At 66.1% G+C, this 18,671-nt stretch carries 14 protein-coding genes; 8 read left to right on the forward strand and 6 right to left on the reverse strand.

From position 1 onward, the window contains the following. Positions 1 to 5: 5 nt before the first annotated feature. The gene (locus F2P44_RS25725) at positions 6 to 170 is read left to right on the forward strand and encodes a hypothetical protein (protein WP_167090728.1); all 165 of its coding nucleotides are present in this window, start codon (positions 6 to 8) and stop codon (positions 168 to 170) included. Here F2P44_RS25725 and F2P44_RS25730 read toward each other — a convergent pair. Next, positions 167 to 4,588: a translocation/assembly module TamB domain-containing protein gene (locus tag F2P44_RS25730; RefSeq protein ID WP_167090731.1), complete on the reverse strand. Its 4,422-nt coding sequence runs from the start codon at positions 4,586 to 4,588 to the stop codon at positions 167 to 169. The two genes, F2P44_RS25725 and F2P44_RS25730, sit on opposite strands and share 4 nt — an antisense overlap. Beyond that, on the reverse strand, positions 4,588 to 6,477 hold the full coding sequence (locus F2P44_RS25735) for an autotransporter assembly complex protein TamA (protein ID WP_167090734.1): 1,890 nt from the start codon (positions 6,475 to 6,477) through the stop codon (positions 4,588 to 4,590). The genes F2P44_RS25730 and F2P44_RS25735 overlap by 1 nt, the downstream gene beginning before the upstream one ends. 84 nt (positions 6,478 to 6,561) lie before the next feature. Here F2P44_RS25735 and queC point away from each other — a divergent pair, with 84 nt between their 5' ends. Together queC and F2P44_RS25745 are read left to right on the forward strand one after the other, a co-directional pair. Beyond that, positions 6,562 to 7,266 (forward strand): 7-cyano-7-deazaguanine synthase QueC, encoded by a 705-nt coding sequence (gene queC, locus F2P44_RS25740; RefSeq protein WP_167090737.1) that lies wholly within the window; start codon positions 6,562 to 6,564, stop codon positions 7,264 to 7,266. Next, a complete protein-coding gene (locus tag F2P44_RS25745) occupies positions 7,263 to 7,748 on the forward strand; it encodes a DUF805 domain-containing protein (RefSeq protein WP_167090740.1) in 486 nt (161 codons plus the stop codon). The genes queC and F2P44_RS25745 overlap by 4 nt, the downstream gene beginning before the upstream one ends. A 93-nt stretch (positions 7,749 to 7,841) precedes the next feature. Here F2P44_RS25745 and F2P44_RS25750 read toward each other — a convergent pair whose 3' ends face one another. Beyond that, positions 7,842 to 8,075: a hypothetical protein gene (locus F2P44_RS25750; protein ID WP_167090611.1), complete on the reverse strand. Its 234-nt coding sequence runs from the start codon at positions 8,073 to 8,075 to the stop codon at positions 7,842 to 7,844. A gap of 368 nt (positions 8,076 to 8,443) precedes the next feature. Between F2P44_RS25750 and F2P44_RS25755 the strand changes: the two genes are divergently transcribed. Both F2P44_RS25755 and F2P44_RS25760 read left to right on the forward strand, forming a co-directional pair. Continuing rightward, positions 8,444 to 9,187, forward strand: a complete 744-nt coding sequence (locus tag F2P44_RS25755; RefSeq protein ID WP_167090743.1) for a metallophosphoesterase family protein — start codon at positions 8,444 to 8,446, stop codon at positions 9,185 to 9,187. An 86-nt stretch (positions 9,188 to 9,273) separates the two neighbouring features. Continuing rightward, a complete protein-coding gene (locus F2P44_RS25760; protein ID WP_167090746.1) occupies positions 9,274 to 12,306 on the forward strand; it encodes a sensor domain-containing diguanylate cyclase in 3,033 nt (1,010 codons plus the stop codon). Here F2P44_RS25760 and F2P44_RS25765 read toward each other — a convergent pair. Then, positions 12,293 to 12,676, reverse strand: a complete 384-nt coding sequence (locus F2P44_RS25765) for a hypothetical protein (RefSeq protein WP_167090749.1) — start codon at positions 12,674 to 12,676, stop codon at positions 12,293 to 12,295. The two genes, F2P44_RS25760 and F2P44_RS25765, sit on opposite strands and share 14 nt — an antisense overlap. A gap of 248 nt (positions 12,677 to 12,924) precedes the next feature. On the opposite strand from F2P44_RS25765, the gene F2P44_RS25770 reads away from it, so the two are divergent. Then, on the forward strand, positions 12,925 to 13,170 hold the full coding sequence (locus tag F2P44_RS25770) for a hypothetical protein (protein WP_167090752.1): 246 nt from the start codon (positions 12,925 to 12,927) through the stop codon (positions 13,168 to 13,170). A gap of 46 nt (positions 13,171 to 13,216) precedes the next feature. Here F2P44_RS25770 and F2P44_RS25775 read toward each other — a convergent pair whose 3' ends face one another. Further along, positions 13,217 to 14,254, reverse strand: a complete 1,038-nt coding sequence (locus tag F2P44_RS25775) for a choice-of-anchor A family protein (protein ID WP_167090755.1) — start codon at positions 14,252 to 14,254, stop codon at positions 13,217 to 13,219. A gap of 236 nt (positions 14,255 to 14,490) precedes the next feature. On the opposite strand from F2P44_RS25775, the gene F2P44_RS25780 reads away from it, so the two are divergent. Both F2P44_RS25780 and F2P44_RS25785 read left to right on the forward strand, forming a co-directional pair. Next, positions 14,491 to 14,991 carry a hypothetical protein gene (locus tag F2P44_RS25780; protein WP_167090758.1) on the forward strand — a complete coding sequence of 167 codons (501 nt, stop codon included), beginning with the start codon at positions 14,491 to 14,493 and terminating at the stop codon, positions 14,989 to 14,991. A gap of 41 nt (positions 14,992 to 15,032) precedes the next feature. Continuing rightward, a complete protein-coding gene (locus tag F2P44_RS25785) occupies positions 15,033 to 16,988 on the forward strand; it encodes a GAF domain-containing sensor histidine kinase (protein WP_167090760.1) in 1,956 nt (651 codons plus the stop codon). Positions 16,989 to 17,578: 590 nt separating this feature from the next. Here the strand turns inward: F2P44_RS25785 and F2P44_RS25790 are convergent. Further along, positions 17,579 to 18,671 (reverse strand): IS1634 family transposase (locus tag F2P44_RS25790; RefSeq protein WP_167090764.1); only part of this gene is annotated, 1,093 nt, incomplete at its 5' end.

The raw sequence follows: 18,671 nt of genomic DNA on the forward strand, positions 1-18,671 counted from the left end.
CCCACATGAACCCAGCAGCCATCGACGCCCATCGCGCACCGGACCCCGTGCCGGTCGATGAACCTACGCCCGAGCCGTTCGACAATCCCCATCCGCATCATCCGCCGGTCAAGCACCCGCAGGACGACGATCCGGTGCCCGACCCGAAGCCGAGCACCTTCCTGCATTAGTCGAAGGCCCACGAATAGAGCACGTCGAGCGCGGTGTTGGTCCCGGTCTGGAACTGCAGCGTGATGCGCGGATTGAGCTTGTAGCGCAGCTTGACCAGGCTCGATGCGGTCGTCGCTCCCTGCTCGAAACTGAGGTAGGCGCGCGATGAAATCCGCTTGCCGACCGTGACCACGGTGCTTTCCAGCCCCTTGGCCTGCGACAGGCCCAGTTCATCGACGCCCAGCGAATTGGCCAGGCGCGACTGGAAGCCGCCGCTGCTGCCCGAACCGCCCAGCAGGGCGCCGGCGGCGGCGCTGAGCAAGCCCGCTTCGTTCCCCGAGGTTCCTTCCATCCCGTGCCCCAGCACCAGCCATGACAGCTTTTCGCTGTCCGGCACCGATGGCCGCGACACCAGCTTGGCCACCGGCGAGAGCGCCGAACCGCGCACTTCGACGCCGGCTTCGACGTTGGTCTCGGAGAGCTGCTCGCCTTCCGGCCGGCTGCGCACCGCGCGGATGTTCAGGGCCGGGTTGTCGGACGGGCCGCTGAAGGTCAGCACGCCGCGTTCGATATCGAGGTTCTGTCCATACGCCTTGTAGGTGCCGCTGGTCACGCTGATGGAGCCGTTGACGCGCGGTGGACGCCCGCCGGTGGTGCGCACGCGCAGCGAACCCGCCAGTTCGGCATCGATGCCCATGCCGCGCAGGCGGAAGGCGTCGCCGAGATCGGCCTCCACATCCATCGCCAGCGGCATGGACGGCTCGGCCTTGACCGCCGGCGTGCCGACCCCGGCCCTGCCCAGCACGATCACATCGTCCGACAGGGTAGGGCGGCCTTGCGGCGCCAGTTCGATCAGCGCGCGGTCGGCCTTGAATTTGCCTTCCAGCGAAAAGCGCTTGGCGTCGCGCACCAGCGTACTCTGGCCGCTGATGACGACGGTGCGGTCGGGACGCGACAGGATTTCGAGCTTGTCGGCCACCAGTTTGAGCTGCATGGTCGCTTCGCCGCCGGCAAAGCGCACCGCGCCGTCGGCCATCATCGTGCCCTGCACGCCGTCGAAACTGAGGCGCTGGAGCAGCAGCTGGTCGCCCGCCAGCTGGGCGCGCAGCTGGCCGTTACTGAGCTTGATGCCCTGTTCGGCCCAGCGCAGCGCCAGTTTGTCGCCATTGACGCTGCCGTTCAGGGTCGGCGTGCCGACCGTGCCGCCCCCGGTCAGCGCGAGTTTGAGCGCGCCGTCCAGTTCCAGCGCCGGCTGGCCGGTGAAGGGGGCCAGCCACGCGATCGAGACCATGTCGGCATTGGCCGTCATTTTCAGGGGGCTTGCATTGCCCAGGCGGCCGTCGATCATTTGCGCGGTGGCGTCCACGTTGGCCTGGCCGACGCGGGTGCCGTCGACCTTGGCCTGCACGCGCAGCGCGCCGCTGGCGACGTCGGCGCGCAGGTCGAGCATGCGCAAGCCCAGCACCACTGGCACTTCGGCGCCGGCGATCACGTCGCCGCTTTCGCGGAACACGTGCACCGAGCCGTTCAGGGCCGGCGTGGCGCCGGCGGGCGCCTGCATGTCGAGCGACCAGTCGGCGCCGAGCGAGAGGTCGCCGCTGATGGCGTCGCGCATGCCCGGCGAGAATTGCGCCAGGTAGGTGAGCGGCACGCCGGCCGCCACGCCCTTGCTGGTCCAGTGCGGACCGTTCTTTTCCAGCGACTGGACACTCACGCTGCCGTTGGGGAGCTTGATCACCGCGTTGCTCATGCTGATTTGCTGCGGCGTGGCCAGGCCGGCCACGCCGGCGCCGGGAGCGACCGCAATGCGCAGCGGGACCGGCGCTTGCAGCGCGAACGCGTAGCGGCCCTTGTTTTGGAGCGCCGCCACGGTGCCGGTCCAGGCGCTGTTGGCCCAGCCGCCGCGGATCTCGCCGGTGGCATCGAACGCGTCGCTGCGCGCGTCCAGGCGCAGGAGGTGGGCGCCGCGCGTGCCGCTCGTTTGCAGGTGCGCGCTGTCGATGCGGGTCTCGCCGCTGACGTACTCGGTGATGGCGATGTCGCTGACCAGCGGATCGTCGGCCCCGCGGCCGCTGCCAAGATTGGCGCTGGCGCGCAGGGTCTTGACCTGGTGCTTGCCGAGCACCTTGAGGTTCTGGCCTTCCAGCGCGGCGCTGACGGCCGGTGCGGCCATCGTGCCCGACACGGTGCCCGCGCCTTTGAGCACGCCGCCGAAGTCGGGGCCGAGCGCGGCCAGCTGGGTGGCATCGATGCGCCAGTCAAGCTTGTCGGCGCCGGCGCCGAAACTGCCCTTGGCGGCCACGATGTTCGGTCCCACGTGCAGGTCGACGTCGGCGTTCGAGACGTGTTTGCTGTCGGCGGCGACCTTGGCGTAGCCCCACAGCGGTGAATTGGCCAGGGTCGATGGCTGCAGCGCCAGATTCAGGTTGGCGCGCCAGTCAGGGCCGGAGCGGCCGGCGGCGTCGAAGCTGCCGTTGATGCTGCCCGCCAGCGGCGAACCGAAGGCGCCCGGATTGAAGCGCTGCGCCGTGCCGGCCGCCGTGACGTCGACCGCGCCCGCATTTGCTCCCCCCGCGAGCCATGCTTCGCCGCTGGCGTGCAGCAGGCTGTTATTGGTCTTGCGCGCCGCCGCCACCCAACCGAGGCCGGTGGCGTCGACCTCGAACGTGGTGCGCGGCGCCTGCATGGTGCCGGTGACGACGCCGCTGGCCGCCAGCGCGCCGTACAAATCGCTGCGCGCGGCCGCCAGGTCGGTGGCGTTGACGTTCCAGGTCAGTTTTTCGCCGGGCGCCCCGAAACTGCCTTTCAATTGCGCCGTATTTTTTCCCAGCGCGAGGGTGGCGTCCACGCCGCTGATGTGCGCGGCGTCGGCATTGAGCCTGCCCTTGCCCGACAGCGGCTGGTCGAACAGGCGGCTTGGCCGCAGCGCAAAATCGGCCGCCACTTTCCATGCCGGCGACAGGAAGCCGGCGGCGTTGATGTCGGCATTGATGTCGGCCTTCGGCAAGTCGCCAAAGGCGGCCGGGTCGAACTTGACGGCGCTGGCGCTGACCTTGAATTCGCGCTTGCCGGCCAGGTTGGCGCTGCCGGTCAGGCCCACGCTGCTGCCGCCGGCGGCCAGGCGCGCCTGCTGCACCGTCAGCACGTTGTCGGCCAGGGTGGCTTTCGCTTCCAGGCGCATGCCCGCTTCCACCAGCCTGGTGGTGAAGGTCTGGGTGTTGCCCGCGTTGGCGACCGTGATGTCGCCGGCGATCCTGGTCGACTTCATGCGGCTGTGGAGGCGCTTCATGTCGATGCCGTCGGTATGCAGCGCAAAGCTGGCGCTGCCGATGCCTTTGTCGGCGGCGCTGCGCGCCACCGTGCCGCTGCCGGTGAATTTGCCGGCGTCGCCCAGGTCGATCAGCACCGCGCCGATCTCCAGCGCCGACAGGTTGCCTTTCAGTTCGCCGCGCATGGAGCGCAGCGGCAGCCGTTGCAGGTCGACCGGGCCGGTCGCGCCGGCGTTGTCGATCATGACGCTGCCGGCGATATTGCGGTTCGCTTCAATGCGCGCCGTGATCGCCAGCGACAGGTCGGCCTTGGGCAGTTCGGGATTGAAAAAGCCCGGGTCGATGTTCTTGCCATGGATGGTCATGGCGCGCAGCGGAATCGGCTCGAACGGCGCCAGCGTGAACTTGGCGTCGCCTTCGGCCTTGCCCGAGACGGCGCTGGCGTCAAGTTGCGTGGTTTCCAGGTCGCCGCCGACGCCCAGCTTGATCTGCGCCGGCTGCTGGCCGGCCGCTACCGCGATCTGGGTCAGGCTGGCGGTGCCGGCCAGCTTGTATGGCTTGGCGGTGCCGATGCTGGCGTCGGCCATGGCCTTGCCCCACGGGGTAATCGCACTGGCTTTGCGCAAAGCCCATTGGCGCTGGTCGCCCAGCAGGTCGAAGCGGACCTCGGTGATCACCGTTTCGGCGCCCGGGACGGCCGCATTGGTCAGGATGACCCTGGACAGGCGCGCATCGTCGACTTCGAGCTTGAAGGGCGGCGCGAGTTTGGCCGGCATCTTGGCCGGTTCGCCTTCGCGCAGGGTATTCATGCGCAGGGTGGCCACGTGCAGCTTGTTGATGGCCACGCCGCGGCTGAGGTACTGGAAGGGCGACCAGTCGATGTCGATATTTTCGGCGGTGACGACTTGTTCCGGGGTGCGGTAGACGACTTTATCGAGGTGCATGGCGCCGTACAGCGAGCCTTTCACGCCGGTGACGACGATGCTGCCGCCGCTGGCGTTGGCTACGCGCTGGACCAGCATTTGCAGGGTGGTTTCGCGTCCCAGGTACCAGTAGGCGCCGCCCAGCAGGGCGCCGCTGACGGCGACGCCGATGGCGACGCGGCGCGGCCAGCGGCGCTGGCCGTGCTGGCGGGGCGACGGGGTGGTAGGGGTGTCGGCGGTAGTCATCAGAATGTAAAGCCCAGTGAGAAGTGCAGGCGCGCTTTTTTCAGCGCTTGCCCGTAGGCGACGTCGACGTTGATCGGGCCGACCGGGCTGCGCCAGCGCGCACCGATGCCATAGCCCGATTCCGGTTTCAGGTCCTTGAATTTGTCGGCGGCGTTGCCGGCGTCGTAGAAGAAGGCCACGCCCCACGGCGGCTTGAACCAGTATTGGTATTCGACGCTGCCGGTGAGCAGATAGCGCCCGCCGACGATGGCGTCGCCTTCGCGCACGCCCAGTTCCTGGTAGCCGTAGCCGCGCACCGACTGGTCGCCGCCGGCGCGGAACAGGAAGGTCGATGGCACGCCTTCCTTCTGTTTTGACGCCAGTACGCCCGCTTCGGCGCGTACGATCAGGTTGGTCGATGGGCCGAGCGGACGGTAATGGATGAAGCGCGTGCTGGCGCGCAGGAAGCGTTCGTCGGTCAGCACCGGCAGCACGGCGCCGCCGAACTGCGCGTTGAGCACATAGCCGCGCTTCGGCAGCACCAGGTTGTCGAGCGCGCGCTTGGTCCAGCTGAAGGTGAGCGGTACGCTGTTGCTGCGCCGCGTTTCGATGCCTTCGACCAGGCGCCGCTCGCTCAGGTATTCCAGGGTCAGGCTGCGTTCGAGCAGCGGCGTGCCCCAGGCGCGCCGTCCGGCCACGGTGGCCACGTTGGTCACTTCGCCGCGCAGGTCGTTGCGCTCGAAACCGGCGCCGAAGCTGTCGCTATAGCCTTTTTCGGTGGTCGGAAAATAGAAGTCGGCACGCGCGGTCTGGCGCTTCTGTTCCATGATCAGGTTACTTTTCATGCGCAGGCCGAACACATTGAGGTCGTCGTAATTGAGCTGGGCGCGGGCACCGGTGTTGGTCGAATAACCGAGACCGACGTCGACGTTTTTCTGCTTGTTCTCGGTCACGCGCACCAGCACCGGCAGGATCGCCGGGTTGGCCACGGGCGGGCGCGGGATGGCTTTCTGGTCGTCGGTCATGGCGTCGATGTCTTCCGACAGCGCGGCCGCCATGTCGGCGCTCACTTCCACGGTGCTGAAGTAGCCGGTGTCCTGCAGGCGCGCCTGGTAGGCTTGCAGGGCCGCTTCGTTGTATTCCTGGCCGGGGCGGATGCGATTGAGGTTGCTGACGATGGTGGGCGAATAGCGTTTCAAGCCTTCGACGCGCAGTTCGCCGAAGCGCGCTTCGGGGCCGCTGTCGAGGACCACCTTGAGCAGGGCACGGCGCATGTCGGGGTCGACGATGGCACTCGATTCGACCAGTTGGGCGCGCGGATAGCGCGCCATCATCACCTGGCGCAGCAGGTTGCGCTTGGCGCCTTCCCAGTCGGCCTGGCGGAAACGGCTGCCCACCGGCAAGCCCCAGCGCTTGCGCAGGTCGGCCGCGTCGTACGGTTTGGCATCGGTGCCGACCGGCTCGAAGCCCTTGAGCACCAGTTCCACGTCGCCCACCAGCACCGGCTGGCCCGGGTCGACCGTGATGCGCGCCACCGGTTTGGCGCCGCTGGTGTCCAGTCCCGCGCTGACCTTGGGCGAATAATAGCCTTCGGTGGCGATCAGGATCTTGGCTTGCTCGGGCGCGGCCTTGACCAGGCGCTGCAGCTGGTCGAGGTCGAGGCGCGGGTTGCCCTGCCAGCGCACCAGGTCGAGATTTTCTTCGAGCAGGTCGTCGAGCGGGCCGGGGGCGTCCACCTTGACCGAGTAGTCGATGCCGCGCGCTGCGGCTTGCTGGGGGGCGGCTGGCGGCTCTTGCGCCAGGGCTGCTGCCGGAGCGGCCGCAAGGCACACGCTCACGGCGATTTGTGCCAAAATTCGTCGCTGGCGCGGCGTCCGGGCTATTGTTTTGTCTGGTGTTGCGGGAAACATGGCGCTCCATTCGGGAAAATGCTGAGGCATCTTACCGGATCGGCCGACATGATGGCGAACGTCTAACGATTTGGAAAATACACTATGCATCAAGCTGATGGCGCACTGGTTTTGTTTAGCGGCGGACAAGACTCCGCCACCTGCCTGGCCTGGGCGCTGGAGCGTTACGCGCGCGTCGAAACCATCGGCTTCGACTATGGCCAGCGGCACGCCATCGAACTGACCGTGCGCCCCACGGTGCTGGGCAAGATGCGCGCCTTGAAGGGCGATTGGGATGCGCGCCTGGGCGAGGATCACCTGGTCGACCTGTCCCTGATCAGCAAGATTTCGGATACCGCCATGACCAGCAACGTCGCCATCGAAATGCAGGCCAACGGCTTGCCGAATACCTTTGTGCCGGGCCGCAACCTGCTGTTCATGACCGTGGCCGCCACCGTGGCTTACCGGCGCGGCTTGAATGTGCTGGTCGGCGGCATGTGCGAAACCGATTTTTCCGGCTATCCGGACTGCCGTGACGACACCATGAAGGCCTTGCAGGTCGCGCTCAACCTGGGCATGGCCACCCGCCTGAAGCTGGAAACGCCGCTGATGTGGATCGACAAGAAGCAAACCTGGCAGCTGGCGCACCAGGCCGGCGGCGATGCGCTGGTCGACCTGATCCGGGCCGACACCCACACCTGCTACCTGGGCGAGCGCGGCGAGCTGCATGCCTGGGGCTACGGTTGCGGCACCTGTCCGGCCTGCGCCTTGCGCGCGCGCGGCTACCTGCAGTACGCCGGCGCCGCGTGAGCGATCCCGGGCCGGCCGCTGTCCCGGCCTGCTATCGGCCGCATCTGTTGCAGGCGGCGGGGCGGATCGGCCGCGTGCGCTACATGGCGTACTCCCTCGCCCCGGTTGTGCTGTGCCTGCTGGTCATGCTGTGCATGGTCTGCTTCCAGATGGACGGGGCCGGCAATCTGCGGATTGCGCTCCTGCTCCTGACGACCGGGCTGCTGGCCGTGGTCGCCTCGCGCCGCCTGCGCGATATCGGCTTGCCGTGGTGGCTGGCCGGGCTGCTGTTCGTCCCCCTGGCCGGCGCGCCGGCATGGCTGCATGGGCTGGTGTTTGCCGCGCTGTCCCTCATTCCCGGCAAGCAGCTGGCCAACCGCCACGGACCGCCGCCCTGCTCCAATCGGCGCCGCACGGTGGCCGCCGCCAGCCTGTGGATCGTGCTGTTCGGCGCCGCCGTCTGGCTGGTCATGTCGCTGCGGCATAGCCTGAGAACCATGTAAGAAAGCGTGCCGCGCGGGCGGTCACGCCGTCAGCGCGTCACTTGCTTGCATAATTGATAATTTTGTTGTAAAAGTAACTTCTCCGTAGTACATTCAGGACAGGCGCAATTCCCCGGTAACGCAAAGGCGACGGGCCGGTTTGACCGGCCCGGCAGGCCGCAGGCGGCCGATGGCGCGATCGGCCTTGCTCAATTTCTGTACCAGCCGCGCCGATAGTTCCAACGCCGGCACCGGCGGCAAGGGGGGCGGCACAGAGGTTTTTACTGTCCCGTCAAATGCCACCGTGGTGACGTAGTGGCCGAGCCGGCTGGCATGGAGAGGGCTCATGGAGCAGTTCCTTCATCATGGTAGCTCCTGATCAGGCTAGCCTTATTAAGCTGGTTCGCGATTAAAATTTTGCGCGCATTCTTAATTAAAAAAGAGGATGGGTGTGCCATTCCAGTCCTGGTGTACGAAAACGACCGGTGATGGACAGTGTTACCGGAATAGCATTCCAACGTTTCAAACCTGACTCATAAAAAGTACATCCATTTTGTACACTTCGTGCTGTCTGGCATGTCCCACACCTTCATCGACGCTCGCCTCAGTAGCGCCGATCAGAATACAGGCCATCCCACGCTATAATGAAGTTGAACACTAGTCATTGATTTCAAAATAGCAATATTTATTTCGCGCCAAGCGACGCCATCCCCACCATGCGCCTTGCCCTGCTTACCGACCTGCACGCCAACCGCGAAGCACTGGATGCTTGCCTGACGCATGCGCGCGCCCAGAAGGCCGACCAGTACGCGTTTACGGGCGACTTTGTCGGCTATGGCGCCGATCCGGCCTGGGTGCTCGACACTGTCATGGAGCACGTGGCGCGCGGGGCGGTGGCGGTGCAGGGCAATCATGACTATTCGGTCACCCACGAAACGCGGCCGCAGATGCATTTCGAGGCGCGCGAGGTGATCGAGTGGACCCGCGGCCAGCTCAGCGCCGAACAGATGGCTTTCCTGTCCGCCTTGCCGCTGACCCAGGAGCTCGAGCGCATGCTGTTCGTCCATGCCAGCGCGCACGACCCGGTCAAGTGGGAGTACGTGACCGGGATCGAGCCGGCCGAGCGCAGCCTGCGCGCGGCGCGCAAGCGCATGGTGTTTTCGGGCCACGTGCACACGCCGGCGCTGTACCGGCGCGCCGACGATGGGCGCATGGGCGCGCACGTGCCGGTGCCGGGCACGCGCATCGCAATTGCCCCGCAGCACCAGTACCTGGTGATCCCGGGCGCGGTGGGCCAGCCGCGCGATGGCAACAGCGCCGCCTGCTACGCGCTGTACGACGACAGCGCGCGCGAACTGGTGTATTACCGCATTCCCTACGACAACGGCGCCGCCGCGCGCCGCGTGATCGCCGCCGGCTTGCCGATTGTGTTCGCCATGCGTCTGATTGAGGGTATTTAGACAACAGTCTTATTGCAACGCAAGGTACCCTCACGTACTATCAGTGAGTAAGAGGCCCGCCACGGGCCCGCACCAGGATCGCTTCCATGGACCATGCCGCTCCCACCCCGGCCGTGCCGGCGCCGCCGCCACGCGTGCGCCAGCCCGCGTGGATCGGCGCGACCGCGCTGGCCGCTCTGGTGATGGCGCTGTGCCTGGGGTTGACCTGGCAGCTGTGGGAAGCGGCGCAGCGCAGCGCCGAACGCGACCTGCGCACCGATTTCGACAGCAGCGCGCGCGACGTGGTCAACCAGCTGGCGCTGCGCATGGCGGCCCATGTGCAGATGCTGCGCGGGGTGCAGGGCCTGTTCGCCAGTTCGGATGATGTCACGCGCCAGGAATTCACCGATTTCGTGCGCATCCAGCACACCGGCGCCGAGTATCCCGGCATGAAAGGGATCGGCTACGTGCTGGCGCTGGCGGACGCCCAGCGCGGCGCGCACCTGGCGCGCGTGCGCAGCGGCGGCTTGCGCGGTTACGCGATCACGCCGCCGGGCACGCGGGCCGCCTACGCGCCGCTGATGTACCTCGAAGCGTTTTCGGGCGCCCGCCTGCGCGCGCTCGGCTACGATCTGTTTTCCGAGGAGCCGCTGCGCCTGATGCTGGAACAGGCGCGCGACAGTGGCCAGCCGGTCCTGTCGGGCAAGGCCATCGTGGCGCGCGCACGCGGGGCGGGCGCCTCCGACGGCGTGCTCATTGCGCTGCCGGTGTACATCGGCAGCAAGGCGCCCGACAGCATCGAGCAGCGGCGCGACCTGCTGCGCGGCTGGATCTACGCGCCCTTCATCATGGAAGACTTGATGGCGTATGTGGGCGGCGAGCGCGCCGGCGCCTTGGCGGTGGAGGTCTACGATGGCAATTGGGTCACGCCGCAGGCGCGCATGGCCAGCGGCGCGCCTGCCGCCGCCGGCGGCGCGCCGGCGCTGCGCACCGAACAGCGTCTCGGCATCGCCGGGCGGCGCTGGACCCTGGTCATCAGCGCCGGCGCCGGCTTCGGCGCCGGGCAGCAGAACGAGGCGCCGCAAGTGCTGCTCACGCTCGGCCTGGCGGTGACGGCGCTGCTGTCCCTGCTGACCTGGATGCTGGCGCGCAGCAGCGCCCTGGCCAGCCGCGCGCTGCGCCAGTCGCGCCTGTTGACCGATGAACTGACCGTGGGCCAGCAGCGCCTGGCCGCTCTGGCCGATTCCGCACAGCGGGCCCAGGCCATGATGCGCAGCATCCTCGACTCGACCTTCGACGCCATCCTGGTCGACAATGGCGACCGCCGCATCCTGGCCTCGAACCAGCGCTTCCGTACGCTGTGGAGCGTGCCCGAGGAACTGGACCTGGCCAGCGATGATGCGGCCGTGGTCGCGCACCTGCTGGCCCAGCTGGTGCACGCGGGGCCGCTGCTGTACAGCCGCTCGCTGCAACTGGGCGAGCACGAGGAACACCGCGAGCTGCTGCGCCTGAAGGATGGGCGCTTCATCGAACAGTTGACGCGTCCGGTGCGGCTGGGCCACGAAGGCGCGCGCCTGTGGTCGTTCCGCGACATCACCGAACGCAAGCAGATCGAACAGCGCGAGCGCGCGCACCGCCATGTGCTCGAACTGCTGGCGCACGGCGCGCCGCTGCACGCGGTGCTGGGCGCGGTGGTGCTGGGCGTGGAGTCGACCAATGCCGGCATGCTGTGCGCGATCCTGCTGCTCGATGCCGAGGGACGCTTCCTGCACACCGGCGCCGCGCCCAGCCTGCCGGATTTTTTCAATGCCGCCGTGGATGGCTTGCCGGCCGCTGCCGGCTTCGGTTCCTGCGGCAGCGCGGCCGCCAGCGGACAGCGCGTCATCGTCGAAGATATCCAGACCCATCCCGACTGGGCGGCGTACCGCGAGATCGCCGCGCGCGCGCAGCTGGCGTCGAGCTGGTCGGAACCGATCCGCGGCGCGTCCGGGCGCGTGCTGGGCACCTTCGCGATCTATCACCGCACGCCGCGTTATCCGAGCGCGGCCAACGTGGTGCTGATCGAGCTGGCCGCCCAGCTGGCCGGCATCGCGCTGGAACAGGCCCAGGCCGCGCAAGCGCTGCGCGTGGGCGAGGAGCGCTTTCGCAGCCTGTATGACCACGCCCCGGTGGCGCTGTGGGAGCAGGACTGGTCGGTCGCGCGCGAGGAGGTGGCGCGCCTGCAAAGCTGCGGGCTCAGGGACTTGGGCGCGTGGCTGCGCGAGCGTCCCGACGAAGCGCAGCGCCTGGCGTCGCTGGTGCGCATCACCGACGTCAACGGCGCCGCGCTGGTGCACGTGGGCGCCGGCGCCAAGGAACCGGGCACGCTGGGGCTGGCGCAGAACTTCGGCAGCCTGGGCGGCGGCGCCTTCATCGACGCGCTGGTGGCGCTGGCCGGCGGCGCCCTGTTCTACGAATGCGAAAGCAGCTTCCTGCGGGTCGATGGCGTGGCGCGCCAGCACGAACTGACCTTGCTGGTCATGCCGGGCCATGCGCAATCGCTCGACTTCGTGATTGCCTCGACGGTCGACATCACCGAGCGCAAACGCGTCGATGACGAATTGCAGGCGCTGGCCAGCACCGATTTCCTGACCGGGCTGCCGAACCGGCGCGTGTTCCTGGCGCGCCTGGATGACCAGTTCGCGCGCCTGCAGCGCAGCATGGACGAATGCGCGTCGGTGCTGATGCTCGACATCGACCACTTCAAGCATGTCAACGACGTGTTCGGCCACGCGGCGGGCGATGCGGTGCTGCGCCACATGGCGACCCTGATGCGCTCGGGCCAGCGCAAGATCGATACCCTGGGCCGGGTCGGCGGGGAAGAATTCGCGGTGCTGCTGCCGGGTACGACCGGAGCGGCGGCGCACCAGTATGCGGAGCGCCTGCGCCAGAGCGTGGCCGAGACGCCCCTGCTTGGCGACGGACGGGAGATTGCGATCACGGTGAGCATCGGCATCGCCACCATCGAGGCTGGCGATGCGGGTCCGGATGCGGCCATGATCCGGGCCGACAAGGCGCTGTATCACGCCAAGGCGGGCGGCCGCAACCGGGTGTGCGACCACGCCGAAGCGTGCGCGCCGGCCGCGCTTACGAAGGTTTGACGGCCTCGTGGCCGGCGCGCTGCTTGCGCGTGCGGCTGGCGAGGTACCAGATGATGGCCAGCGGAATGGCCAACGGCAGCAGCAGCGGCGAGATCATCAGCGCGAGCACGATGGCGCCAAGCGCCAGGCCACCCACGGCCAGCACGCCCAGGCCGGCGAACACCAGTGCCAGCACCATGCCCACAAACAGCATCACGAGGCCCGCGATCAAGAGGCCGCCGCCGGCAAACAGCACGCCGGCCAGGGCGGCACCGGGTCCGTGCAACTGGTCGCCATCGATGTTGATGGACATGCCGGACGGGCCGACCATGGCCTCCCAGGCGACCATGATGAACAGGAACAGGAGCAGCAGGGGAGCGTATTTTTTCATGATCGTGGCCTCGGTTGGGGATAAGGGTTTTCCTGGTACGCTTGTACTGTAGCGAGACCGCCGGCGCGGCGCCATGCGCATGCGACAGACTGCATTTTTGACGGGGTGGACGGTGCGTGCCAAGGGGGAGCCGGTGCCTGCGCGCGTGCCGTGGTGTGGCCGGGTCCGACTTACCCAAAACGCAATTTTCTACCTTGAAATTCCCACATCATTGCCTATACTGAATATTCTGTCGCATGGAGATGCATATGGAATTTGTACACTATTCAGGGGACCGGTGGGCGCTGGCGGCGGGCGACTTCGTGGCGCGCCAGTTGCGCATCCTGCTCGCGGGTGGCGGTCCCAAGGGGCCACCGTCGGCGCCTCCGGCCATTCCACCGATTATCATCAATCCGTACAACTACGGCACGCCGGCACCGGCCATCGATCCGCGCATTCCGCCGCCGGGTCCGCCGCTGCAGCCGCCCGCGCCGCCGCGCCAGCGGTTCGCATGAAAAAAGCCCACCGGAACAGGTGGGCTTTGTGTTCTGGCGCCAGGGCTTAGTGGCTGCGCCGGCGCGTCAGGGCGAGCATGAGTGCGCCAGCGAGCAGCAAGGCGCCGCTGGTCGGTTCCGGTACCGGTACCGGCCCGGGTCCGGGGTCCAGGTGGCCGTCGAACGCTTGCAAATGCAGTTCGCCGCGCTGGTCGAGCGACTTGACGAACACGCCGCCCTCGATGTTCTGGTTGTTGGTCAGGCGGGCCGAGGGCGCCAGGATGGCGCCGCCGAACTGGGCGTTGGTGGTGATGCTGGTGGCGTGCTGGAAATTCCAGATCAGCTTGCTGCCCAGCGATTGCGCGGAGCCGCCCAGGAAGTTGGCGCCGATCGTCGCGCTCTCGCCACTCGCGTTGAGGATCACGGTGGTGGCGTCGCCCAGGTTGAATTCGAATTCGCTGGCCTTGAACACGCCGGCGTCGATCAGGTTGAATACCGCGACCCCGCTGGCGTTGGCCACGGCATTGAAGGTGGCCTTGCCGTAGCCGTTGAAGGTGACGCTGCTGCCGGTGCCGCTCATTTTCCCCAGGCTGGCCGACAGCGCGCCCAGCGTGGCCGCGAAATCGGTCGAGTTCGAGGCATCGGCGTTGGCCTGCATGGTGCTGTCGAGCGCGAGCACGCGGCCGCCATTCGTATTGCTGGCGCTGAGGCTGCCCCCGACCCAGGCTGCGCCGTTCAGCTTACTGTTGTGGACGTCGCCATAGATCACGCCGCTGCCGGCATTGATGGTCGCGCCGCTCAGCTTACCCCCGATCACGGCGCCGCCGGCATTGACCTTCACCTCGCGCGCATTACCCATGACGGTCAGGCCGGCGTACTTCGAGGCCGGCATGTCGTTGACGTGCTGCGCATAGTCGCCGCCGGTGGCGCTGCCGCCGATCCAGGTGCGGCCATCGACGTGCGATTGCGAGTTCACGTCGGCCAAGACCACGGCGTTGAACCCGTACAAGATTTGCTGGGCGGTGAGCGGGGTGGCCAGCGCCGGCGCGCAGAACACGGCGGCGGCGAGGGCGGTAGCGGCGAGACGAAGGCGACGGGCGATCATGGGATACCTGTGAACTGCGAAGGGGATGTTGCGGCGCAATATATGCGTGCAGAAATGTTACCTTTAATTCAATGCGGAGGCGATCATGGAGTTAGAGTCCCTGCTCTAATTCCTGCTTTTGCGGCAGTCGCGGCGTGCTGCGGATGGCGCCGCCGGCGCGGCCCGGCCCTGTGGGATGTGTCGAATTCGACTATCATTCTCCTTTCGGGCGACGCCCGCACCATGAATGCGATCTCATGACAGAAGAATTCCCCGACGACAGCCCCCAGGACGACGACGCGCCCGTGCAAGAGCCGCGCCTGTGGAAAGGCAATGGCTGGACCGCGCGCGTGATCAAGAACGAGGATGACGAGGGCTGGGCCGTGGCCATGATCAAGGATGGCGAGCCGGAGCCGGCCCTGGTTGGCCCGTGGACCATGGGCCGCGACAAAAAGAATCCCAAGCCGCTCGACACGAATGCCTTCAACACCCTGGTCAAGACCGCCGCCGAAGTGCTGCGCCGCCATGAGCAGCAATTGCACGCCATGCTGCACAAGAGCACCGTGGTCTCGCACGAAGGCGCCGACATCAAGGTCACGCTCGATATCGTGCCCGACGACGAGCATCCTTACGCGCTGCTGGCCGCCATCGACGAAGAAGGCGAACGGATCGCCCAGGTGCGCATTCCCGCCAGCTTCAAATTAACCCCCGCCAGCGCCACAGCCTGGGTCGAAAACGACTTTCGCAACCCGTCTTGACCTGCTAGTATTTCCCTGATGCACTACTAAAGGGAAATGCGATGGAGAGCCGTCTCGACCGCCTGGAAGCCGTCCAGGCCATGTTGCTGGGCATCGGACAGATCTCGACGGGGTGCACCGACATTACCGACTTCGTGGGCGCGGTGCACCGCGCGCTGGGCCGCATCATGTATGCGGCCAATTTCTATGTGGCGCTGAGCGACCGCACGGAGCACACGGTGCGCTTCGTGTATTACGTCGACGAACGCGACGCCGCGCCCGATCCCCAGGAAAAGCTGCCGCTGGCCTCGCCCGAGCAATCGCCCACCGCCTGGGTGATCATGAACCGGCGCAACCTGGTCATGACGAAGGATGAAAGCGCCGCGCACCGGGTCGATGGCCACGCCTGGGGCCGCGGCACGCGCGCCGAGCAGTGGATGGGCTGCCCCCTGCTCGATCACCAGCATCAGGCGCTGGGGGCCATCGTGCTGCAAAGCTATAGCCCCGAGCATACCTACAGCGAAGAAGACCAGGCGCTGTTTTCCCTCATCGCCAACCATGTCTCGAATGCGCTGCAAGGCATCCAGAGCGTGGACCGGCTGGAACGCGCGGTACACGAGCGCACGGCGCTGCTGGCGCATGAAGTGGCGGAACGGCGGCGCGCCGAAGCGGTCCAGCATGCGCTGTACGAGATCGCCAATCTGTCGGCCTCGGCGGTCGATGCGGAGATGTTGTCGGGTAATCTGCACAACATCATCAGCGAACTGATGGTCGCCGACAACTTCCTGATCGCGCTGTACCACCCGGACACGCGCGAGTTCAGCATTCCGTATTTCGTCGACCAGAAGCATGCCGAAGCGCCGGTCAAGCGCTTCGCTTATGGCGTGGGGATGAGTTCCTACATCCTGGACAGCAAGCAGGCTTGCCTGCACGACGCGGCCAGCTATGCGCGCCTGGTGGCCGAGCGCAGCATGGGCGAGCCGCTGGGCAGTGTCGAGATCGCCAGCTGGATGGGGGCGCCGATGCTGGTGCACGACAAGCCGTATGGCGTGATCATCGTGCAGAGCTACGATCCGGCCATCGTCTACACCGAGGCCGACCTGGAGTTGCTGGCCTTCATGGCCAGCCACGTGGCAGTGGCGATCGCGCGCATGCAGGCCGACCGCGCGGTGCGGGTGGCCAAGGAGCGCCTGGAGCAGCAGAACGGCGCCCTGAACGCGGCGCTGACGGCGCTGCGCGATGCGCAGACCGAACTGGTGCGCCAGGAGAAGCTGGCCTCGCTGGGGCGGCTAGTGGCGGGCGTGGCGCACGAGATCAATACGCCGCTGGGCATTTGCGTGACCGCCACCAGCCATCTGGTGCAGGAACTCAAACTGACGCGCGAGGAACTGGCGGCCGGCGAGATGACCGAGGATAGCCTGGAGCAGTTTTTTGACGTCCTCGACCAGTCGCTGCGCATCATGACCACCAATACCCAGCGCGCGGCGGCGCTGGTGCGCAGCTTCAAGCAGGTGGCGGTGGACCAGTCGTCGGACGATATCCGCAGCTTTGACATGAAAGCCTACCTGGCCGAAGTGCTGCTGTCGCTGCAGCCGCGCCTGAAAGGGAGGCCGGTGAAGGTCGAGGTCGATTGTCCGGAGGAGATTGTGCTCGACAGTTTTCCAGGGGCGGTGTCGCAGATCGTGACCAATCTGGTGATGAATTCGCTGGTGCATGGTTTTACGCGCGAGCAGGCGGGGACGATCCGGATCGAAGTGCGGCTCGACGGCGGGCAGGTATGGTTCGAGTACTGCGATGACGGCGCCGGCATGGACCAGGACACCCTGGCCAAGCTGTTCGATCCGTTTTTCACGACGCGGCGCGGGCAGGGCGGCAGCGGGCTGGGGGCGCACATCGTGTACAACCTGGTGACCGGGCCGCTGGGCGGCTCGGTCAAGGTGGACAGTGCGCCAGGGGAAGGCTTGCGCTACCGGTTGCGCTTTCCGCAGAGCCGCAAGCAGGTGGCAGTGGCGGCGTAAGCTGTCGCGCGTAGCCGCAGGGAGCCTGCTCGATGCAGTGGGTCGCGCTCGCTGTCCACGTACGTCCTTGGTCATGCCCATCCGGTGGTCGGGCTTGCCCGCATTCGCTGCGGGCCTTGTCGTTAAGCATTGCCGCGAAATAGCGACGATCTGCATACCGTTGACTACTCAATAGCGCCCGCTTGTCCTTTCAGGCGCGTCGTCCTGTCCCACCCGATCCGTGAAAAGCATTTTAATCATGCGTTGGGCACGATTCGTCAAAAAATGGCGACGAAAGCAAAATGTCAACATAGATGCGGTTCAATTTAACAACATTAATTGCCATAATTGTTGTCAAATTTTAAAATTCGCTGAGGCAACATGAGATAATTCTGCAACTTTAAAAAATCAAAGGTATGACATGGCTTTTCCCTTCGCAGGCACACCGTTTTTATCCCGGCTATCGCCCCACCGAATTTTTTTCGTACTAATCACGGCAATTTTCCTGTGTGTCACGCTCCATGCGCGGGCCGCTGAGCCTAAGCCTCCCGAGTTCGACAGTTGAGCGCGTAAGTTATTGATTCGTATAGCGGCGCCGTTCAAAAATGCCACTACAAGAGGGTCAATCGCGTTTCGATGGTCGGTTTTTTGATCGTAAGCGCGGCGAGAATGCCCGTCTGCTCCTGGTTAATTGTTGAGATGCCCGTGACCGATTCCGCGCCGTTCAGCGTGACGCGGTGGTGTTGAATGCGACGCAGCTTTTCCAAGGCGCGCTCGGGCGAGAGCGCCGTGTCGCTGGCGTGCAAACGGGTGCGCATGACGCGATACAGAATCAATGCCATGAAGCAGATCGCCGCGTGAGCGCGAATGCGTTCAGGCAGTCGGTGATAGATCGGTCCGATCTCAATTTCGGATTTGAGGACGCGGAAACCGCGTTCAATATCGGCTAATGATTTATACCGTTTCACGACGTCGGCAGGCGCTAGATCGGCGGTGTTCGTGACCAGTAGCAATTTGCCGTCCATCAGGCGTGCGTGCGCCAGCGCGCGCTCGTCGATCGAGTACGTGAACAACTCGCTTTTAAGGTCCACCCGGACGATGCGCGCCAAGTGCGCTTCGCACACCTCATGATAGAAACGGGCGCGTGCTCCGCCATCGGAGAGCTTGCGTCCGCGCTTGCGCGCGCCGCCTTCCTGTCCATCGAGTTTGCCCGCCCACTGGGCTGCTTTTTGCTCCAGCGCGCCGATGATGAGGTCGCGTTTGGCGCCGGCGGCCAGCGCCACCTGCGGATCATGAGCGATGATCAGGCGCAGCTTGTCCCACTGCGCCTCTCCCAGTACTTCCTCCTTAGCGTTGACGCAAGTGGCGTCGTGGAGCGGCGTCAGGATATCGACGAAATCGTTGTAGCGCCGCCCTGGAACGGCAAGGATGAATTCAAGTTTCGCGCCGCCCGGCAGGGTGATGGCCTGCAGATCGGCCAGGTTGTCTGTCGAGAGCAAGCCGCGGTCAGCGACGGCGATGACGCGCTTGACGGGGAAGCGCTGAACGATCTTTTCAATGATGGGCTTGATGGTAGCGACCTCGGCGGTATTGCCATCAAATACCTCGTGATAGAGCGGCAAGCCGTCGGCCGTTTGCACCACGCCGAGCATGACCTGGCGGGCAATCAGGCCCTCCTTTGACATGCCGAATTTACGGACGTCC

The sequence above is a fragment of the Massilia frigida genome (assembly GCF_011682175.1).
In the GTDB taxonomy this organism is placed as follows: Bacteria; Pseudomonadota; Gammaproteobacteria; order Burkholderiales; family Burkholderiaceae_D; genus Telluria_A; species Telluria_A frigida.

Bases quoted from the DNA above. Each gene is read 5' to 3' on its own strand.
- F2P44_RS25780 (WP_167090758.1), top strand. From the start codon at position 14,491: ATGACAGAAGAATTCCCCGACGACAGCCCCCAGGACGACGACGCGCCC.
- queC (WP_167090737.1), top strand. From the start codon at position 6,562: ATGCATCAAGCTGATGGCGCACTGGTTTTGTTTAGCGGCGGACAAGAC.
- F2P44_RS25730 (WP_167090731.1), bottom strand. From the start codon at position 4,588: ATGACTACCGCCGACACCCCTACCACCCCGTCGCCCCGCCAGCACGGC.
- F2P44_RS25785 (WP_167090760.1), top strand. From the start codon at position 15,033: ATGGAGAGCCGTCTCGACCGCCTGGAAGCCGTCCAGGCCATGTTGCTG.
- F2P44_RS25765 (WP_167090749.1), bottom strand. From the start codon at position 12,676: ATGAAAAAATACGCTCCCCTGCTGCTCCTGTTCCTGTTCATCATGGTC.
- F2P44_RS25760 (WP_167090746.1), top strand. From the start codon at position 9,274: ATGGACCATGCCGCTCCCACCCCGGCCGTGCCGGCGCCGCCGCCACGC.
- F2P44_RS25750 (WP_167090611.1), bottom strand. From the start codon at position 8,075: ATGAGCCCTCTCCATGCCAGCCGGCTCGGCCACTACGTCACCACGGTG.
- F2P44_RS25725 (WP_167090728.1), top strand. From the start codon at position 6: ATGAACCCAGCAGCCATCGACGCCCATCGCGCACCGGACCCCGTGCCG.
- F2P44_RS25735 (WP_167090734.1), bottom strand. From the start codon at position 6,477: ATGTTTCCCGCAACACCAGACAAAACAATAGCCCGGACGCCGCGCCAG.
- F2P44_RS25775 (WP_167090755.1), bottom strand. From the start codon at position 14,254: ATGATCGCCCGTCGCCTTCGTCTCGCCGCTACCGCCCTCGCCGCCGCC.
- F2P44_RS25770 (WP_167090752.1), top strand. From the start codon at position 12,925: ATGGAATTTGTACACTATTCAGGGGACCGGTGGGCGCTGGCGGCGGGC.
- F2P44_RS25755 (WP_167090743.1), top strand. From the start codon at position 8,444: ATGCGCCTTGCCCTGCTTACCGACCTGCACGCCAACCGCGAAGCACTG.